We start from the raw sequence: 19,143 nt of genomic DNA, 5'->3' as shown, positions 1-19,143 counted from the left end.
TTCAGCCTATCTACCTGAGTAGTGAGGGTCAATAACCGACCCTGACAAGTAGCAAAGGGGGTGTTAAAAGTGGCTATAGCTACTCAGGACACACCAAGGAGAAGGCTGTCCGATAATCTAACGGTCGATCGAAATCCCTTTTCTCCTCTTAAAGAAGAGTCAACATGGCTCAAGTTTGAAACAGGTGAAGCTAATGAGTTGAGCGTCACCGTTAAGATTTATGACCTCCAGGGTAATATAATCAGGACCCTGGCGGAAGAGGAGATGGTTCCCGGTCCTGTCATCAGTTACCCCTGGGATGGGCGGGATGATAAAGGTAAATTAGTCTATAATGGTATGTATTTCTATGACGTTAAGGTGAAATCCGACCAGGAGGAGCGGGAAGGAGTTAAAGCTATTGGAGTATTTAAGTAGATTAGGTGAGCACAGTAGTGGAGAGTAGAGACCTCTCCACTATCCATTGTAAAGTATGTCACTTAAGATGCGGAGGAAATCAAAGCAATAATCCAAGCAAGGATCACAGTAAGGATAGAAGCAACTCTCCGTACCTCAGAGAACCTACCGATTTCGGATTTCGGATTGCGGATTTCGGAATGCGGAATGCGGAGTGCGGAAGGCAGATGGCGGATTGCGGAAGGCGGAATGCGGATGACAGGTTTATCCCAATCTGAAATCCGAAATCCGAAATCCGCAATCCGCAAGGGAAGGTTTTGTGGGGTACGGAGAAGACGGAAGCAGAGAACCATCGCAGCCCTTATCGCAGTAATAAACGCAGCCCTTCTCCGTATCTTTTGTGACAGTAAATATAATTATCGTAACTATTCAGCCACGGATTAGCACGGATAAAATAGAGTGAGTTGAAAATATGGAAAAATAACAGAGGATATTATTGGAGGAGCATTAGAGAAAGAAAGTGGGCTTACTTATCAATTTTGGAAGAGAAAGAGTTGAATTTAAATGATTCATATATTTAAAAAATCAGTGTTTCATCCGTGTAAATCAGTGGCTGAATAGTTACAATATAAATGATGGAGGTAAGGATCATGGCAAAAATCAAATCAGTATCTATTACACTACTTATGGGAGTTACTATTTTAGCTTACACCTCCCTGGCCGGGGCAGCCGGGTTCAAATTTGATGGGAGCGGGGTAAGGCCCCTTTCGATGGGTGGGGCCTTTGTGGCTATCGCTGATGATGCCAATGCCCCCTATTACAATCCGGCCGGATTAGCTGATCTGACCTGCCGGGAGGAAACCTTTACCCATGGTCAGGGGTTTGGTGGTATTATCAAAACGAATTACATTGCGGTGGTTCAGCGCCACGTTGGTTTTAGTTATATTGGCCAGGGCTGCAATTTAGAAAGTAAAGCCGGGAAAAACAATATCTCTGAGAGGATATATACCATCTCTGTGGGCCGCAGGGTCTATCCAAGCATAGCCCTGGGAGCCAATCTTAATCTGTTAAGCTTATCGGCCAAAGGTAAGGAAGGCGGTCTGGGGGCCGGTCTGGATCTGTCCATTCTTTATCGGGTTAATCCCGCTCTTTCAGCCGGTCTGTCGGTCAAAAATTTAGCAGCTGAAGTTAAGGATGAGGACTTGGATCTTATTTCCACCTTTGGGGTGGCCTTACGGATAAATCCAACCTTGCTCATAGCTGCCGACATAAATAACAAAGAAGACCACGGCAATGGAGATAGAACTATTGATTTTCACCTGGGAGCTGAGCTGACCCTCCTTGATTTTGTTACTCTCCGGGCCGGCGTAAGCGACAATTATGTCGGAAGTGGGGTAGGTATAGGTCAGGATAGATGGGCCTTAGACTTCGCCTATTTACTTAAAGATTCCGATCTGGATGCAGCCAGAGATGCCTTTCATATCACGGCTACCCTAAGATTCTGAGGACTATTTTCCTTGACAAATTTCCTTCATTGTAGTATAATATGACCCGATTGTCAAAACAAAAGAGGAAGGGGGCGTTCCCCGAACGCACCGGTAATAATTAAAAAGGGGGACACCGTATGAGAAGAGAGGATCGTGGGAGCAAGCCTTCGACAGAGATAGATAGAATAACCGGTCTTTATCAAGAGAATTATTTTCTGAACAATATCCTGGATGATGAGATTAGCCGGGCTAAACGGCATCACCTGAATTTCTCTCTGGCGAGAATAAATCTGGAGAATTTTTCTCAGTTGAGTGATAGTTATGGAAAAGAGATGGAAAACCAGTTCTTAAGTGAAGTAGGGGATGTGCTCATCAAAAGGTGCAGATTTGAGGAGCCGATTGCCCGTTATGAGGATAATAATTTCCTTTTTCTTTTGATAGGCACAGATGAAAATGGGGCCTTTGAGGCCACGCGAAGGATGAGGAGGGTTATCCTGGAGAGCGCCTGCATTACCAGGGCTCACAATCTGGGAGTAACCGTGACGATAAGTGCGGGTGCCGCTACTTTTCCTAAACATGGTCAAGAAAAGAAGGCATTGATTAGTAAAGCGGGAGAGAATATTTGGTAGGAAAAAATGACTTGACAATCCTTTAATTGTGTGCTATAATAAATTTTTCATAAGCGTTCAGCACATGATGCTCGATCCTCGATGCTGGTAAAGGATCCAGTATCCAGGATCGAGCATCGAGTTTGTGCCTTAGTGGCTGAACGCTTACAATTATTCTTGACCAGAAGGTCAAGGGGCCCCTGAAGGAGAGCCCATAAATCTTTAGGCCTTGTTTATTGGTGAGGCCATTTACCGATCAGGTGGATAGACTGAAGGGGGAAGGCTTTTAGGGATAAAGGTGGTGAGTAGATGATTGGACTTCAGCCTTCAGCCTATCCAGTGGCCGAAACGATGAACATTGCCCATCTTTAAGAAGGGAGGCGCCAATTATGGAAAAACGGCGAATTCTAAAATCAATCGCAGCTTTAATCATAGCCCTAAGTCTTATTACCACTCCCCTTGGGACAGGATTATGGGCTAACGACATGGTCTATACCATCAAGAAAGGAGATACCCTGTGGGACATAGCTAAAACCCACATGGGCAATCCTTATGCCTGGCGGAAATTGTGGAAGTATGACGGCAATACCTATATCAAAAATCCTCACTGGATATATCCGGGCAATACGGTGGCTATTCCCGTGGGGGAAAAGATGGTTACTATTAAACAGTCTGTGCTTGATGAGTTAAAGGCCAGCCTGCTGGCTTGTGAGTCAACCAATGAGGCTATCCTTAAAGAAAAGGAAGCCGTGGTAGCTGAGAAAGAGGCTGAAATAGCCAGACTGACGGAAGATATAGAAAACCTTAAATTAGGACTGGATAGTTGTGAGGAGGAGTATGGATTAGTCGAGAGACAGTTGAGGGATAAAGAACAAGAGTTGAATAAGCTTTATGTCCAGGTGGGAGAACTGAGGTCAAAATCAGACCAGTTGGCCAAAGAGCTTTATGAAAAGGAGGCCTTGGTGGCCAAGCAAGCTCAGACTATGAAGGAGCAGGTAGAGAAGATAGAGGAGTTGGATGTCCATTTCTGGCAGGAGAAAAACCTCTTTCAGTTTTTGGCCTTTGGCCTAGCCGCCGGTGCAATTGTTCTCAGCTCGGCTGAGTAAAATGATGAGAGTGGAGAGTTGAGAGCGGAGAGTGGAAAGTGGAGAGCTGAGAGATGAGAATGGAGAGATGAGAGATAAGAGGTCTTACTTCCTTCTCTCAGCTCTTATTACAGGATTTAAAAGAGGATGAGATTACTCATCCTCTTTTTTATTTAGAGCCTATCCTAAAATCTCCGCGGCGCCTTAGGCGCTTAGACACCAGGCAACCGTTCACCTCACCACGGAGACACAGAGACACTGAGAAAAATCTAAAGGACAAGTCTCTTAATTCCGTCTTTCAAAACAGGTATTAAGTGCTTTTTTAAATCATTCTCCGTGTCTCCGTGTCTCTGTGGTGAACGATTACGACACCAGAAGTCTGGAGCGGCGAGAGATTTCCTTGACAAGTCTGATAAAATTTGGTAGACTATCTTATCATAGTCAACCTTGACGTATCTTCTCAATATTTCGGGGAAGGTCAGTAATCGGTAAAAGGAGGCACAAGTATGTATCAACAAATTATCATTGTGGGAAACCTGGGTAACGATCCAGAGATGCGCTACATGCCGAGCGGTGACGCGGTCACTCAGTTTTCCGTGGCTACCAACCGGCGGTGGAGTGATGCCCAGAGTGGCAGCCGGCGAGAGGAAACCACCTGGTTCCGGGTATCGGTCTTTGGCAGACAGGCCGAACCTTGCAACCAGTACCTGAGTAAGGGCAGACAGGTGTTAGTGGTAGGCCGTTTACGGCCTGACCCGCAGACGGGCGGTCCCCGAATTTGGACCGACAATGACGGTAAGCCACGAGCCGCATACGAACTGGCCGCTACTTCTGTCCAGTTCCTGGGCAGCCGGGAGGCAGAGATGAGATCAGACTTTACGCCGCCGAGAGAAGCTCCGGCCGCACCCGCTGCGGCTACCGCAGACCCATTTACACTGCCTATGGAATCAGAGGACGTCCCCTTCTGATCTTGACCTGACGTAACTGCTCAGGGAGATAGGCTGAAGGCTGAAGGCTGAAGGCTATTGAACTTCAGTCTTCAGCCTTCAGTCTATCCACCTGAGCAGTTACGACTTGACTTAGCCCTAGTCACACTGCAGAGACGCGGAGAAGCGAGGATTAAATTGCAGAGGATACCTACGGGCATAGACAACCTCGATCTGCTCCTGGAAGGGGGAATACCTGTCTCCTCGGTAATCATCATTGGCGGGCCTAAAGGAATAGGTAAAAGCGCCTTTATCCACCAGATAGTTTTTGAAAACGCTACATCTAAAAAGAGGGCTTTCTATATCAACACCGCCTCTAAACCAACAATCTCGGTTATTGAAGAGCAAAGAGGCTTTGACTTTTTTGACCCCCAAAAGATTGGTTATTCCTTTTTCTATGTCGATGTAAAAATAGGCAGCGAAAAGGAGAGTCAGGCGGCGGTGAGTGAGAAGATAGTAAAATTGGCCACGGCTATTGCCCCTGCCTACGTAGTTATTGATAATTTTAAAGACTTTCGACTAACCCCTACCTCTTATTACAAACCCTGGAAGTTTATCGGGCAGTTAATTAAGAAGCTGATTGCCCTAAAATCTACGGTGTTTCTTGTGGGAGAGTGGGAGTGGGAGGAAATCGAAAAGGAAAAAGGAATTAATCTGGCTGATGGCTTTTTCTATCTTATGGATCTAGGAAGTAAGAGCCGGCCTAGGATGGGTCTTTATATCATGAAGATGAAGAAAACTGTCTTCCGTCCTGGATGGTATCCCTGTGGTCTTAATGAAGAAGGCCTTTCTTTATCTCTGGCTAGAATAGAGGAAGAAGAAATAGCCGGTTTAATCCAGCCACATAAGAAGGTTAAGGAACTAAGCTGGTGGGAGAGATTCTTTCAATTTACTGATCACTGACCTTGACACAACCTCGATGCTCGATGCTCGATCCTCGATGCTCGAGCATCGAGCATCCAGCATTCGGCTATGGGCTACAATGCCTTTTTCGGCTCGGTGGCGATAGCCAGGCGGTCAATACCTGCTTTTTTGGCTATATCCATCACTTCGACTACCCGTCCATGCTTTACTTCCCGGTCGGCTTTAATAATAAGAAGTTGATCAGCCTCTTTGGCGGCCAGAACCCTTAATTTGTCTGGAAGAGCGGCTAAAGATATGGATTCTTCATTTAGAAAGTAGGTGTCGTCCCGGGCGATGGTAACAAAGATATCCTTTTTTGTTTTTATATCGTCAGTGGTTGCTTCCGGAAGCTTTACCTTGATCCCCGGCTGCATAATAAAAGAAGAAGATAGTAAAAAGAAGATCAAAAGTAAGAAGACTACATCTATCAGTGGGGTGATGTCAAGTCCGGCTTCTTTAATCTTAACTCGCTTAAACTTCACTTCTTAGTTTCCTTCCCGTAACTACTGACTAGTTACTCCTTTCCTAAGATATCAACTAACTCGGTTGATTCGGTTTCCATTATCTGCACCAGGCTATTAACGCGGTTAACCAGATAATTATAGGCTACGACCGTGGGGATGGCTACGGTCAGGCCGGCCGCCGTAGTAATTAATGCCTCCCAAATTCCTCCGGCTAAAACCGAGGCATCCACTTTTCCCGCTAACTGCTCTACCTTCATAAAGGCTCTAATCATACCTGTAACTGTGCCCAGCAGCCCTAACAAAGGAGAGATATGGGCAATGGTAGCCAGACCACTCAGGTATCTTTCCAGATCAAGCACCGCCGCGGCCGAGGCCCCTTCCATGGCTGCTTTCACTTCTTCTATTCCCCGGTCTATCTTAAGGAGGCCGGCCTTTAAGATGTGAGTCAAAGGAGAAGGATTTCTCTCACAGGTTGAAAGAACTTCCACCTTACGTCCTTCTTTAAGAAATTCCTTTAACTTGGGTAGAATTCGCTCCGTATCCCGTCTGGCTCGATATAATATATAGGCTCGATTTATCACAAGGGTCAGGGCAATAATGGAACACATTAGGATGGGTATCATCAACCAACCACCCTTGATTAAGATAGATAACATATTTTGCCTCCTTTCCTAAAACTTAACCGTCACCCCGGCCCGCACCTGTAGTCCCGGCAGGGGGTAATCTTGGCGTTCCAATGCATCTTCTTCATCAAGTAGATTTTCTCCCTCCATAAAGAGAGTCAGATTCCGGCCCGGCTTTTCCGATATCAGGACATTAAGAAGCATATAGGAATCCAGCTTTTCCTTTCCTATATCAGCGTAACGATGGCTTACATATTCCCCCCCAAGCTCAATCCTCAGTTCACCATCGTTGTATCCAACCTGCAACTCCCCCTTATGGACCGGAAGATGCGGGATATGATCGTCTTTCTCTTTGCCTTCCGCTTCCGTATATTGGTAATGGAGGGTCTGAATAAACCGGTTGGCTATGGTGTGAGTAAGATTCAATTCACCGCCCCAAAGCAGCGCCTCTTCCATATTTTCCGGTTTGTAGAGCTGATCCCTGTCTTCACGCCAGATGATGAGATCTTCGACATCCTTGATAAAGAGGGTGGCCTTAAGGGAGGAGGTTTCTGTCAACTGACGGTGAGCGCCCAACTGGTATTTCATTATCCGCTCAGGCTCGATTTCATGATTAACCCGCCAATATTTGGACTCGACATATAGTTCTCCATAAGTCGGGATATGGAGCTCCCTCTCAGCCGCCGCAAACAAGGTCACTTTTTCTCCCCATGGTGAAGAGAACCGAATGAGAAAATCGATCTGCTCCAGGGCCTCTTGGTCACTACCATTCAGCTCCAGCCCAATATCAAAAAGAAAAGGCTTGATCAGAAAAGAGTTGCTTTCAGCATAGAGGAAGGTGTAGAATCGCTCGTCTCCATCCGATACTTTGTCTTGATAGGCTCTTAACCCGAGAGAAAGAGGATTTTGAGCCGGCAGCCAGTAGGTGTGATACCCAAGATCAGCTCCAATAAGCCGGTTATCGGAATCCTCCTCTCCTGAAAATAGGGATTCGTGAAAGTAAGTTCTAAAAGTAAGGTCGGCTCTGTCAGAGGTGTAGATTTGTCCGCTTAAGGTGATAGAGGTAGCCTTAACTTTCTCCTGATCTTCCTTGTCAGGATAGGGCAAAAATGTATCTTCTCCCAGGTAAGTCATCTCGGCAGACAGGTTACCACGATTAAGATAAAAGCTTATATCACCGGCTAACCGATCCCGGCTAAACTGGTCAAAATTTGCCCGATCGTGCCAAGAAAACCCATCTGATCTTTTCCTCTCCATAGTCAGAAGGTAGTTGGTTTGCTTGGTTTGTTGCCCATAGACATACTGATAATAAAGGGTATTAAGACTATCATAAGAGAGTTTAAAGGATGAAAGGGCTGAAATAGGCGGCCGCTCATCTCTCTTTTTCCCCCCACTGATTTTGTCATAGGGAGGTGGTTTCAAAGAGGTAACAGGCTCTTCCTCTTCAGGCTGAATGGTCTCTTCCGGCCAAGGCAGGGGTGATTCAGGCAGAGATGGTTTCTCTATTTCTCCTTTCTCCCGTTTTAATTTCGATTTATCTTCCCCCACAATCTCTACTTCGGGAAGTTTAAGCGTCGGCTTTTCTTCTTTTTCTTGGGCCCAGGTTAGGGAAAAGGTAATAAAGAGCAAAATTCCGGTGGCTACTAATACCTTAAGTTTCAGGTTTCGCACCCACTTCAGGGAGACCCTGGGTTTTGAGTTTATTTGTCTTAGCTTTCTTGACTCCATCGTATCTTCATCTCCTAACTTCTGACTATACAAACGCTTACGGTAACTGCTCCGCCCTCATTTGGAACACCGATTACCCAGATTCTCCCAAACGGCACCGATAAAAAATAAGTAAGCGTTCAGCCACTAAGGCACAAACTCGATGCTCGATGCTCGATCCTGGATACTGGATCCTTTACCAGCATCGAAGATCGAGCATCGAGGATCGAGCATCGAGCATCCAGCATCATGTGCTGAACGGTTACTTCTTTTTGTATGGCTGAATAGTTACCGATGGCGCGAGGGAAGCTACTTGATGATCCCAAGCAACTTAGCTAACATATCCATAACCCTGGGATTGGTGATGATTATCAAGGCCGCAATAGCCCCAAAATAAAGCTTCGTCTTCCACTGGACATCTCTTATCTCAACCCTCAAGCGAGCTTCCATCTCTCTCATTTCAGCCCTAAGTTGTTGGATCGCCCCATCAAGCTTGTCTTCAAGCCTTTTTATCTCAGTACCAAGCTTGCCTTCAAGCCTTTGGATTTCAGATCTAATACCTTGTATCTCAGCTTCGAGCTTGCCTTCAACTCTTTGTATCTCAGCCTCAAGCTTGCCTTCAAGCCCTTTTATTTCAGATTTAACACCCTGTATCTCCACTTCAAGCTTGCCTTCAAGCCCTTGGATCTTACTACCCAGATTATGTATTTCCACTCCCAGATTATTTTCAGTCTTAGTCAGGTCCAACTTAGTTACCGCGGTCTCTTCGATTTTCGAATCTACATAATCAAGGAGGGCGTTTGCCCCATCTTCCCCTATTTTGGGTTTTAACTTCTCATAAACGGCAACAGCTAAATTCATTATTTTCCCACCTCACTTTTTCTCCAGCACAAAGAGGCGTTCCTGGGCCAGCTTAAAGTGCTCCAGTTTCTGATATTGCGGGGTATTGACAATCAATTGGTAGAGTCTTTTGGCATTTCCCCAATCACGCTGTCGTTCATAGATAAGGGCCGCCTGATATTGGGCATTAGCGGCCCACTCCACTATTTCCGGGTGGAGATAAACTACCTTTAGATATTCCACAATGGCCTGATCCAACTTTCCTTGAGCCAGGAAATTTTCACCAAGCCGATATTGGGCCTCCGTAGCTAATTTGGCCGGGGCTTTGGGATCACTTATCACCTGCCGATAGAAAAGCTCCGCCTTATCAAAGTCTCCCTGGTTATGATGGCGTAATCCAAGCTGCAGCCTGGACAGGTTGGCCCCCTCGGTATTGGGAAATTGAACCATAAGTTGCTGGTAAATACGTTGAGCGGCATTTTCATCGTTTTGCTCCTGGTAACAATCGGCAATATTTAATAAGGCATCCACTACTAAATCTTCCCGGGAAGAGTAATCTTGAACCACTCTTTGAAATTCAGGAACAGCCTCAGCGAATCTCCTTTGTTTCGCCAGGGAGGTGCCTATTCTAAACTGAGATTCGGCGGCCCACTCTGATTTGGGAGCCTCCTTCACCAGTTGTCTAAAGGTATCCACGGCCTGGGGATAATCCTTCAGTTCCAGATAGGAGCGGCCCAACCAATAGAGGCCATCAATAAAAGGAAGGCTTTTAGGGAACCGGGTGATCAAGAGCCTGAATTCGGTTACCGCTTCTTTATATTTCTTTTGAGTATAATAGGCTTCGGCTATTTTAAATTGAATATCGGCATTAAGCTGGACATTTTCCTTAGGATATTTTTTGACCAAATCTTTATACACGGTAATGGCTTCATCGAGACGATTCATCTGGTAGAGGCAATATCCGATCTGGTAAGAGGCGTCTTTGACCAGTTCCAAAGATTTGGGGTAATTTTTAATTACCTTCTCATACTCGGCCTGGGCCGCTTTATATCGTCCCTGGTTATATAAGGCATCTCCGATCCGATATTGGGCCTCGGGGGCAAAGGAAGAGGCCGGGTAATTTAAGACCACCTTAGTAAAGTTGGTTATGGCCTCCTCAAATTGGGAAAGTCTAAAATGGGACCAGGCGAGCCAGTACTGGGCGGCCGGGATTTTATCACTTTCCGGATATTCGGTGATCAGTTTGGAAAAGGCCCCTCTGGCCCTGACAAAATCTTCCTCTTTATAAAATCCCCATCCAATTTGATACTGGGCGTCAGAGGCCATCGAACTCGCCGGAAACTTCGAGACTATCTCCTGGTAAGATTCCCTGGCCAATTTATATTTCTTTAAATTGAAATAGCAATCGCCCAGGGCATAAAGAGACTCAATCACCAGGGGTGAATCCGGATATTTAGAAAGCACGGCCTGGTACTCGGGGACAGCCTTCTCCCATTTTTCCTCCTGATAATAAGACCAGGCCAGGCCATACTGGGCATTGAGCGCCCATTCACTCTCAGGGAAATTCTCTAAGACTTGTTGATAAGCCGTCCTGGCCGGCTCGAACTCCCCCTTCTGAAAATAAGCCTCTCCCCTCATTAGCTGGGTGGCGCCAATAAGGTGGCTTTCAGGATAAGCGGTTAGCAACCGATCAAATGCCTCCACGGCTCCGGCGTAGTTGCCGCTCTTATAATAAGCCCAACCTGACCGGTAAAGAACCTCATCACGCTTGTCAAAGTCCGGATCGTGTTCCAGGAGTTGAGAGTAAGTTAGGGCAGCCGTATCATATTCCCCTTCAGCATAGAGGATGTTAGCCAGGGCAAAGCCCGCCTCTGAATGCCAGTTAGAGGTCGGATAGCTGTGGACAATAGTGTGATAAACTTTTTTAGCCTCGCTTTGTTTTCCGGCCGCTTCATAAGCCCTGCCTAATTGAAGATAGGCCCTATCTACCAGGGGGCTTTCAGGATAATCAGTGATCAATTGTCTAAAGGCCGGAATGGCCAGGGCGAAACTTGATAATTGGTAATGAGAAAAGGCTATGCCATAAAGGGCATAGGGTGCAAATTTACTTGAAGGGGCCGTAATGACTACCTTTTGGTAAGCCGTAATAGCAGCCGGATAATTCTCCAATTGGTAGTAACTTTCGCCTAACCGGTACTGGGCCTCGGTTACCCATTTAGAATCAGGGAATCTTTTCAGGAGGAAGTTAAATTCATTAGCGGCTGAGGCAAATTCTTTTCTCTTAAAAAGGCTTTGACCAATCATAAATTGGGCCTCAGCGGCAAATCGATGTTTAGGGTATTGGGTCAACAAGGTTCTGAACTCAGTTTCCGCCTCGGCTAATTTGTCCCTTTCAAACCAGCAGCGACCAATATAGTATTGGGCCTCACCAGCCAGGTCTTCGAATTTGGTCAAGGTAATCACCTTAGAAAATGGCGGGATAGCCTCAAGAAACTCTCCCTGGGCATAAAAACTTCGCCCCAGAGAATAGTGGGCATAATCAAGGTAGTCGCTTTTTGGATAGCGGGCAATAAGTTGGTTATAAAATTCTTTGGCTCTTTCATACTCAGCCAGGGCAAAATAGCATTCGCCCATCTGGTATAAAGCCTTGGCCGCTGAAGATGATTCGGGAAAGTCCTGGGTTACCCTGGAATACACCGTAATAGCTTCCTGCATCTGACCGAGTTGGTAGAGCGAATCCCCCATCCTGGAAAGTCCGCTGGATTTAAGGTTGCTTTCCATATAGACTTCAACCAGCCGCCGGTACTGCCTTAAGGCGTCTTCATACCGCTCCTGAAGATAAAAACATTCGCCCAGATAATATTGGGCCTCAGCGGCCAACTCATGTCGCGGAAAATTCTGCAGGAAGAATTGAAAACGTTTCGCCGCCAGTTCATAACCCCCGTCTCTAAAAAGTCCTCTGGCAAAATCAAATTCATCCTGTGGTTCGAGGGCCAAGGCAGCCGAGGTGAAAAGTAATCCTACCAGGATTATAACCCCTGTCTGTTTAATCTTTGACGTTAACTTGATCTTTGTGTCCATTTTTATCTCTACTTGATGATCCGGCTTTTTGCCTAACCATCCTACTTGATAATTCCCAGCAGCCTGGCTAATATATCCAGGACTTTAGGATTAGTTATCACCATCAAGGTTACTAAGGCCAGGAAATAGGCCTTCATCTTCCATTCAATATCTTTTATCTTGATCTCTATTTCCGCCTTCAGACGGCTTTCCATACTGCTCATTTCAGTCCTAAGTTGTTGTATTTCAGCTTCAAGCTTATTTTCAACCCTTTGTATCTCAGTTCTGAGATTATGTATTTCAACTCCAAGATTATTCTCAACCTTTTGTATCTCAGTTCCGAGATTATTCTCAACTGTCATCAGGTCCAATTTAGTTACCGCGGTCTCTTCGATTTTTGAATCCACATAATCAACGATCGCATTTGCTCCATCTTCCCCTATTTTAGGCTTCAACTTCTCATAGACGGCCACGGCTAAATTCATTCTTTTTTCACCTTCTTCTTTTTGGTCTTGGGTTTTTCTTCTGCCTTTTCTTTCTTAGCCTCAATTTGAGAGAAGATCAATCTATCATCTTGAGGGTCATTATCTGCCAGGATACTACACGCCGATTTAAACTTCTGCCTGAGTATTTCCTCAGACAAGGGGTCTTCAATGTATTTCTGAATAGCCCGCCGAAGAGGTCTGGCCCCATAAGTAGGATCAAAACCTTTTTCTGCCAGGAAATCAATCGCTTGGGGAGTAAGTTCAAGTTCATACTCCTGCTCAGCCAGCCGTTCGTTTAACCGCTCTATCATCAGATGAATAATCTGTTTGATTTCATCTTCACCCAGGGCATGGAAGACAATGACTTCATCGATTCGATTCAAGAATTCCGGGGTGAATATCTTTTTCATCTCCGAAGTGACCCGCTCTTTCATCTTTTCATGGCTCTGGTCAACCTCGGCGGTTCGAAATCCCAGACTGGATTTAGCGGCAATCTGCCGGGCGCCGATATTGGAAGTCATAATAACCACTGTATTTCTGAAATTAACCGTGTGGCCGAGATTATCAGTCAGATGACCGTCCTCAAAAACCTGAAGGAGGATATTGTAAACGTCAGGATGGGCCTTCTCGATCTCATCCAGGAGGATAACGGAATAAGGTTTACGCCTTACCTTTTCCGTCAATTCACCTCCCTCTTCATAGCCGACATATCCCGGCGGCGCCCCGACTAATCGAGAGACGGCGAACTTTTCCATAAATTCAGACATATCAATATGAATGAGGGCCTCTTCATCGTCGAAAAGGAATTCGGCCAAAGCCCTAGCCAGTTCTGTCTTGCCTACACCGGTCGGGCCAAGGAAAATAAATGACCCGGTCGGCCGTCTGGGGTCCTTCAGACCGGTTCTGGCCCGACGCAAGGCCCTGGATATGGCAGAAATGGCCTCATCCTGTCCGATGACCCGGTTATGAAGCTCCTCTTCCATCCTTAATAACCGTTCTGTCTCCGTTTCTACTAACCTGAAGAGAGGAATACCCGTGGCCTTGGAGATGACATTAGCAATACTTTCTTCCGTAATATCCGCTTCAACGGTAGAGTGCTTCTTCTGCCACTCCTTTTTTGTTTCCTCTAGTTTATTTTTAAGCAATCGTTCCTTATCCCGCAGGGAGGCCGCCTTTTCAAACTCTTGGGACCTGATGGCGGCCTCTTTTTCTTTAGTTACCTGTTCAAGCTCGCGCTCTATTTCCTTCATATCAGGGGGGAGAGTAGTGGTGGCCAGTCTGGCCTGAGCGCCGGCCTCATCGATCAGATCAATAGCCTTATCCGGGAGAAAGCGGTCGGAGATATAACGATGGGCAAGCTTGGCCGCGGCTTCAATGGCTGAATCCGTGATCTTTACCCGGTGATGGGCCTCATATCTATCTCTAAGACCTTTTAGTATCTGGACTGTCTCCTCAACACTGGGCTCATCCACCATAATGGTTTGGAATCTACGTTCCAGGGCGGCATCGCGTTCGACATACTTGGTGTATTCATCCAGGGTAGTCGCCCCGACACACTGGAGTTCACCCCTGGCCAGGGCCGGTTTAAGAATAGAGGCGGCATCAATGGCCCCTTCGGCTGCTCCGGCGCCAACCAGGGTGTGTATCTCATCGATAAAGAGAATAACCTCGTTAGACTGCCTGATTTCGTTAGCTACCCTCTTTAACCTTTCTTCGAATTCACCCCTGTATTTGGTCCCGGCTACCAGACCCGCCAGATCCAGAGAAACGACCCGCTTGTTAGCCAGGACCTCCGGAATTTGTCCGCTGACGATTCGCTGGGCTAACCCTTCCACAATGGCTGTCTTGCCTACACCCGGCTCACCTATTAAGACCGGATTATTTTTGGTTCTCCTGGAAAGGATCTGGATGACCCGGTCAATTTCATCTTTACGGCCAACCACCGGATCAAGTTTATCCTCCTTGCTCAATTGAGTCAGGTCTCTGGAAAAGGCGTCCAGCACCGGGGTAGTAGTCTTCGGTTTCTTTGTTGGAGCGCCAGAAGAAACAACCCCGCCCAGCAAGTTAGCAATCTCTTTCCGGACGGTATCCAGGTCGGCCCCAAATTGAATAAGGACTCTGGCGCCCACACTTTCTCCTTCCTTGATTAAGCCGAGTAAAAGGTGTTCAGTGCCGACATAGTTATGATTTAAGCTCCTGGCCTCTTCTACCGCTAATTCCAGAACCCGCTTAGCGTAGGGAGTAAAGGGAACATCCCCCAGGGTGAGCATGCCGCTTCCCTTGGGAACAACCTTTTCCACTTCAATCTTGAGCCGCTCCGGGTCAATGGCTAGGTTGTGCAGCACCTCGATGGCTACCCCTTCCCCTTCTCTGAGCAGGGCAAGGAGGATATGTTCGGTGCCCAGGTAATTATGATTTAATCTCTTGGCCTCTTCCTGAGCTAATCCCAGGACCCTTCTGGCTCGTTCCGTAAAACGTTCAAACATCTTTTTTCATTTCCTCCTTTATGTTTCATTATATCATATCTTCCCCCCATTCTGTCAAGGAAAATTATAGTCACCGAGGTATCTTTTCCATATTTCGAAAATTTCTCGATGCCTTGCTAACTCTGGTCTGGCAGATAGATAAAAGACCTTGACAAAGGGGAGGGAATGGGGTATCTTGTAGATAGGTTGAAGGCTGAAGACTGAAGGAGATGAGGCTATAATGGCCCCTGTTTTTTTCCCGGATATAGTAGCCCGAGTTCAATGCCAGTGTTGCGGTGATTGTTGCCGGTTAGGGGCTATCCCCCTCGATGAAAATAGCCTGGCCAGGTTAAAAGCCCGGCTTGAAGGCAACCCCCTTATACCATACCCCCCTTTTACCACCCTCGAAGATGAAAGAGGAAAAGAGGTTCAGGTTTTAAATCGGGTGGAAGGCCATTGTGTCTTTCTTGATCAAAACAATCTTTGTCTTATTCATAAAGGATTAGGCCCGGAAGCCAAACCCAGGATCTGCCAGGAATTTCCACGAGGGGCGGTCTTTACGCCTAAAGGGGTATTCCTGACCGTTTCTTTTGCCTGTCCGGCGGTTCTGAATTATCTGAAGGATAAAGCTCCTCTCCGAATGGGAAAAACGGAGGAGCCTAACTTTTCCTTACCCAAAGATACCAGCTTATCATTGATGGAGTCCTTTTCTTTTTCGTGGGAGGAATATCTCAGGCTTGAGTCATCACTGTTAGATATATTAATCCGTCCGGAATACTCCTTTGAGGAAAGATTAGTTATGGGGGACTTTCTGTTGCAGGAAATCGTTAAAGAGAGGTTGGGCGGTTCTCTACTGGAGGCTTATCTGGTTCGTCAGAGGGAAGAAGGTTATAAAAATTTATTCACCCGGATAAGGGACATCCCTCCTTCCATCTATATACAATTCTCCTTTCTGGAAACCTTTCTTAAGACCAGGTTAGAATTCAGTCATCCACCATGGTCTCTTTTTTATAGCCGTGATTTAAACGAGGGGATTAGTTTCCTTCTCAAGAATTTATCCGGCCTATCAGGCGAAACGATCTATTATCAAGCCTACTCTAATCTTTATCAACCTTCTCTCCCGGCGCTTACACCTATTCTGGAAAGATACTTTCAGATCAAACTCCTGGGCAAGCATCTCACTATTTTGCCCGAAGTAGTAAGAAGCTACCTCTTTTTGGTCATCTATTATGTCTTTATCCGTTTTTACAGCCTCACCCTGGCCCTAAAAACAAACCGACCCGTAGATGAAGCCCTTATTTTAAAGTCGATAAATTTTCTGGAGAGATATTTTGTTCACAGCCGGCAGGTGAGGGGGTTCTGGACCGGACTTAAAGATAAATTTCTGGACAGCCCCTCTTTGGCCGCTACGCTGATTAAGAGCTTATCCCAAAACCTCCCCCGGGTGACCAGGCACCCGGTTTCTTGAACTCGATGTTCAAGTTTTTTTTTCGGCAAAGTTGTGGCATATATATAAAAGCAGAGAGATGGTTGGACGGTTGACTCTTTCGAATATTTTACCGAGGATACAGGCCACAGCAACTTTTACTCGGACGTGAGATTCAAGATCGTTGAGAAGAGGATCGTGTTTGGCAAATCTTTGATCTCCGTTATTCCCAGGTTTATCTACGCCATTTCTCCGCATGTCTACGAAAAGCACTTTACGTTCATGTTCCATGCCAATGAACTCCGGTTTACATTGAGCGTTGTTAAATGAAAATCGCCCTTATCCATAAGAACTTTTCCCATTTCCCCGTCCTTCATCTCACCCCTCTCATCTCGCCGTTTTTTATGTTTCTTATCTACGTCCCCAGCCCATCCGCACCTCCGTCAGAAGTTTGTAAGGCGAAAAAAACTTTGGACAAAAGCGGCTACATCTATTATAATGTAGATAAGAAGGTGGCCAGAGAGATTTTTACAGAAGGAGGATGGAAGTATGATAGAAGTTGAGGAAGCCCTGGGGATAATCCTCGATCATATCAGGGTTCTGGATCCGGAGGAAGTAGGTATCTTAGATTGTCTGGATCGGACTTTGGCTGAGGAGATTTATGCCGAGATGGATATTCCCCCTTTTAGAAGTTCAGCGATGGACGGCTATGCGGTTATTACGGCTGATACAGTGGAAGCCTCGGAAGTGAGTCCTGTTTATCTGGAGGTAGTCGAGGATATCCCAGCCGGGTCTCTCCCGAAAAAACCGCTTTCTTCCGGTCAGGCGACGCGAATAATGACCGGCGCCCCTCTTCCGGCCGGCGCCAATGGGGTAATTATGGTTGAGTATACTGAAAGGACGGATGGGAAGGTTAAGCTCATTAGAAAAGTATCCCCTATGGAAAACGTCCGGGAGGCCGGCGAGGATGTGGCCGGAGGCGAGTTGGTTCTTTCCAAAGGCAGCCTCATCCGGCCGGCTGAAGTAGGTATGCTGGCTTCTCTGGGGAAGAGGTCGGTCTTTTGTGTCCGGAAACCGCGGGTGGCCATCCTGTCTACCGGTGATGAGGTGGTCGACATAGATCAAGAATTAAGCCCGGGGAAGATCCGTAATTCTAACGGATATTCCCTCTATGCCCAGGTTGTTCGATACGGGGGTATCCCGGTTCTCCTGGGCATTGCCCCGGATGATGAAGTCAAAATAAAGAATCAGATTGAGCAAGGACTGGGATCAAGTGATATGCTGGTTATTTCTGGAGGGGTCTCTGTAGGAGATTACGATCTGGTCAAGGGTGTCTTAGCTGATTTAGGAGTAGAAATGAAGTTTTGGAAGGTGGCCATGAAACCGGGCAAACCCCTTGCCTTTGGCCTTGTCAAGGAGAAGCCGGTTTTTGGTTTGCCCGGATATCCGGTCTCGGTTTTAGTCGTCTTTGAACAATTTGTCCGACCGGCGATGCGGAAGATGGCCGGCCGTAAGTGCTTGAAAAAACCAGAGATAGAAGCAGAGCTTTGCGAAGAGATTAAAAAGAAACCAGGGCGTAGGAACTATCTTCGGGGTGTGATAGAGAAAAAAGATGGTCAATATTATGCCCGGACTACTGGTCCCCAGGGATCAGGTATCTTAAGTTCTATGGTCAAGGCCAATGCCCTGCTTGTCCTTCCCAGCGAGGTTAGTTACTTAAAGACAGGTGATAAGATTAAGGCCCAGATACTGGATTATCCAGAGGGGGGAATACTATAACCCGAGATAGAAGTGTCTCTCCACCTAATACAGCTCGGCGGAAATTTCCCCTCGGTTTGAGGAGCTTTAGAAGCCAGGGGGGAACTTCTGCCGGGCGCTACTAATGACTCTTCGAGTTTGATCTCAGCAGTTTTTGGACACGTCGTGGTTAAGAATAAGGAATGGTGGGGAGGGGAGGATTCGAACCTCCGAAGGCATAGCCAGCAGATTTACAGTCTGCCCCCGTTGGCCGCTAGGGTACCTCCCCATTAACCATTAAGGCGATGTTCATTATTTCGGCCATTTTTCGAATCGCTAATCTATCTTTTAATTCGCAATTCGCGATCCGCAATTCGCGATTAATCCGTGAGCGGCCCCCACGATGAAGAAGGTCGATAATTGTTACTGGAGCTGGTGAAGGGATTCGAACCCCCGACCTAGTGATTACAAATCACTTGCTCTACCTACTGAGCTACACCAGCTTTCTAATTTACCTCAGAGGCGCCAAGGACACCAAGAATAAAGCCGGTCTTAGCCGGCAGATTTTTTCGGCAGTCTCTGGGACTCTATGGTAAACAATTATACTTTAGCATAGATCAACTAAGGTGTCAAGATAAAATTTTGGATTTATTCGGGGCGATGAACCAGGCCTTATTTTGACCAAGGATATGAGACTGTTGACGCGACATGAGGTTATTTAACGAATTCTGTCGACCTGTGAAATAAGTTTATACAAATATCCCCCAATAGAGGGTGAGAAGGTAAGAAAGAGAATAAACAGATCGCTCCTCTGGAGCTAATTTGTTATGAGAGATATATTCTACAAACATGTCGCTCCTCTGGAGCTAACCTG

At 46.5% G+C, this 19,143-nt stretch carries 16 protein-coding genes and 2 tRNA genes; 9 read left to right on the top strand and 9 right to left on the bottom strand.

Going from position 1 to position 19,143, the window contains the following annotated elements; genetic code table 11:
• Positions 1 to 69: 69 nt before the first annotated feature.
• From AB1797_03850 to AB1797_03825, 6 genes are all read left to right on the top strand, one after another.
• On the top strand, positions 70 to 414 hold the full coding sequence (locus AB1797_03850; protein ID MEW5766745.1) for a FlgD immunoglobulin-like domain containing protein: 345 nt from the start codon (positions 70 to 72) through the stop codon (positions 412 to 414).
• 629 nt (positions 415 to 1,043) lie between these two features.
• Positions 1,044 to 1,898 carry a hypothetical protein gene (locus tag AB1797_03845; GenBank protein ID MEW5766744.1) on the top strand — a complete coding sequence of 285 codons (855 nt, stop codon included), beginning with the start codon at positions 1,044 to 1,046 and terminating at the stop codon, positions 1,896 to 1,898.
• Between the two features lie 119 nt (positions 1,899 to 2,017).
• Entirely contained in the window at positions 2,018 to 2,509 is a 492-nt protein-coding gene (locus tag AB1797_03840; protein ID MEW5766743.1) for a diguanylate cyclase, read from the top strand.
• A gap of 368 nt (positions 2,510 to 2,877) precedes the next feature.
• The gene (locus AB1797_03835; GenBank protein ID MEW5766742.1) at positions 2,878 to 3,594 is read left to right on the top strand and encodes a LysM peptidoglycan-binding domain-containing protein; all 717 of its coding nucleotides are present in this window, start codon (positions 2,878 to 2,880) and stop codon (positions 3,592 to 3,594) included.
• 485 nt (positions 3,595 to 4,079) lie between these two features.
• Positions 4,080 to 4,541 (top strand): single-stranded DNA-binding protein, encoded by a 462-nt coding sequence (gene ssb, locus AB1797_03830; GenBank protein MEW5766741.1) that lies wholly within the window; start codon positions 4,080 to 4,082, stop codon positions 4,539 to 4,541.
• Between the two features lie 156 nt (positions 4,542 to 4,697).
• Complete coding sequence (locus AB1797_03825) at positions 4,698 to 5,462, top strand: ATPase domain-containing protein (protein ID MEW5766740.1); 765 nt, start codon at positions 4,698 to 4,700, stop codon at positions 5,460 to 5,462.
• 74 nt (positions 5,463 to 5,536) lie between these two features.
• On the opposite strand, the gene AB1797_03820 is transcribed toward AB1797_03825, so the two are convergent.
• From AB1797_03820 to AB1797_03790, 7 genes are all read right to left on the bottom strand, one after another.
• Positions 5,537 to 5,944: a biopolymer transporter ExbD gene (locus AB1797_03820; protein MEW5766739.1), complete on the bottom strand. Its 408-nt coding sequence runs from the start codon at positions 5,942 to 5,944 to the stop codon at positions 5,537 to 5,539.
• A gap of 32 nt (positions 5,945 to 5,976) precedes the next feature.
• Complete coding sequence (locus tag AB1797_03815; protein ID MEW5766738.1) at positions 5,977 to 6,582, bottom strand: MotA/TolQ/ExbB proton channel family protein; 606 nt, start codon at positions 6,580 to 6,582, stop codon at positions 5,977 to 5,979.
• Positions 6,583 to 6,597: 15 nt separating this feature from the next.
• Positions 6,598 to 8,277 carry a hypothetical protein gene (locus tag AB1797_03810; GenBank protein MEW5766737.1) on the bottom strand — a complete coding sequence of 560 codons (1,680 nt, stop codon included), beginning with the start codon at positions 8,275 to 8,277 and terminating at the stop codon, positions 6,598 to 6,600.
• 288 nt (positions 8,278 to 8,565) lie between these two features.
• Positions 8,566 to 9,117, bottom strand: coding sequence for a hypothetical protein (locus AB1797_03805; protein MEW5766736.1), 552 nt, complete (start codon positions 9,115 to 9,117; stop codon positions 8,566 to 8,568).
• A 12-nt stretch (positions 9,118 to 9,129) separates the two neighbouring features.
• Positions 9,130 to 12,177, bottom strand: a complete 3,048-nt coding sequence (ybgF, locus tag AB1797_03800; protein ID MEW5766735.1) for a tol-pal system protein YbgF — start codon at positions 12,175 to 12,177, stop codon at positions 9,130 to 9,132.
• A 41-nt stretch (positions 12,178 to 12,218) separates the two neighbouring features.
• On the bottom strand, positions 12,219 to 12,641 hold the full coding sequence (locus tag AB1797_03795) for a hypothetical protein (protein MEW5766734.1): 423 nt from the start codon (positions 12,639 to 12,641) through the stop codon (positions 12,219 to 12,221).
• The gene (locus tag AB1797_03790) at positions 12,638 to 15,127 is read right to left on the bottom strand and encodes an ATP-dependent Clp protease ATP-binding subunit (GenBank protein MEW5766733.1); all 2,490 of its coding nucleotides are present in this window, start codon (positions 15,125 to 15,127) and stop codon (positions 12,638 to 12,640) included. The genes AB1797_03795 and AB1797_03790 overlap by 4 nt, the downstream gene beginning before the upstream one ends.
• A gap of 220 nt (positions 15,128 to 15,347) precedes the next feature.
• Between AB1797_03790 and fliB the strand changes: the two genes are divergently transcribed.
• The 3 genes from fliB to glp all read left to right on the top strand — a co-directional run bounded on the left by fliB (position 15,348) and on the right by glp (position 18,311).
• Positions 15,348 to 16,574, top strand: a complete 1,227-nt coding sequence (gene fliB, locus AB1797_03785) for a flagellin lysine-N-methylase (protein MEW5766732.1) — start codon at positions 15,348 to 15,350, stop codon at positions 16,572 to 16,574.
• Between the two features lie 284 nt (positions 16,575 to 16,858).
• Positions 16,859 to 17,095: a hypothetical protein gene (locus AB1797_03780; protein MEW5766731.1), complete on the top strand. Its 237-nt coding sequence runs from the start codon at positions 16,859 to 16,861 to the stop codon at positions 17,093 to 17,095.
• Positions 17,082 to 18,311 carry a gephyrin-like molybdotransferase Glp gene (gene glp / locus AB1797_03775; GenBank protein MEW5766730.1) on the top strand — a complete coding sequence of 410 codons (1,230 nt, stop codon included), beginning with the start codon at positions 17,082 to 17,084 and terminating at the stop codon, positions 18,309 to 18,311. The genes AB1797_03780 and glp overlap by 14 nt, the downstream gene beginning before the upstream one ends.
• A 162-nt stretch (positions 18,312 to 18,473) precedes the next feature.
• Here the strand turns inward: glp and AB1797_03770 are convergent.
• Positions 18,474 to 18,558, bottom strand: a tRNA-Tyr gene (locus AB1797_03770).
• 138 nt (positions 18,559 to 18,696) lie between these two features.
• Positions 18,697 to 18,772: transfer RNA gene (locus AB1797_03765), tRNA-Thr, on the bottom strand.
• Positions 18,773 to 19,143: the final 371 nt, after the last annotated feature.

Source organism: bacterium (genome assembly GCA_040753085.1).
Classification (GTDB): domain Bacteria; phylum UBA9089; class JASEGY01; order JASEGY01; family JASEGY01; genus JASEGY01.
The sequence above is the reverse complement of the archived record's forward strand: the minus strand, read 5'-3'. Positions and strand labels throughout refer to the sequence as shown.

Coding starts and splice junctions, on each gene's coding strand:
- ssb (MEW5766741.1), top strand. CDS start 4,080: ATGTATCAACAAATTATCATTGTGGGAAACCTGGGTAACGATCCAGAG.
- AB1797_03845 (MEW5766744.1), top strand. CDS start 1,044: ATGGCAAAAATCAAATCAGTATCTATTACACTACTTATGGGAGTTACT.
- fliB (MEW5766732.1), top strand. CDS start 15,348: ATGGCCCCTGTTTTTTTCCCGGATATAGTAGCCCGAGTTCAATGCCAG.
- glp (MEW5766730.1), top strand. CDS start 17,082: ATGATAGAAGTTGAGGAAGCCCTGGGGATAATCCTCGATCATATCAGG.
- AB1797_03805 (MEW5766736.1), bottom strand. CDS start 9,117: ATGAATTTAGCTGTTGCCGTTTATGAGAAGTTAAAACCCAAAATAGGG.
- AB1797_03810 (MEW5766737.1), bottom strand. CDS start 8,277: ATGGAGTCAAGAAAGCTAAGACAAATAAACTCAAAACCCAGGGTCTCC.
- AB1797_03815 (MEW5766738.1), bottom strand. CDS start 6,582: ATGTTATCTATCTTAATCAAGGGTGGTTGGTTGATGATACCCATCCTA.
- AB1797_03840 (MEW5766743.1), top strand. CDS start 2,018: ATGAGAAGAGAGGATCGTGGGAGCAAGCCTTCGACAGAGATAGATAGA.
- AB1797_03835 (MEW5766742.1), top strand. CDS start 2,878: ATGGAAAAACGGCGAATTCTAAAATCAATCGCAGCTTTAATCATAGCC.
- AB1797_03780 (MEW5766731.1), top strand. CDS start 16,859: ATGAAAATCGCCCTTATCCATAAGAACTTTTCCCATTTCCCCGTCCTT.
- AB1797_03790 (MEW5766733.1), bottom strand. CDS start 15,127: ATGTTTGAACGTTTTACGGAACGAGCCAGAAGGGTCCTGGGATTAGCT.
- ybgF (MEW5766735.1), bottom strand. CDS start 12,177: ATGGACACAAAGATCAAGTTAACGTCAAAGATTAAACAGACAGGGGTT.
- AB1797_03795 (MEW5766734.1), bottom strand. CDS start 12,641: ATGAATTTAGCCGTGGCCGTCTATGAGAAGTTGAAGCCTAAAATAGGG.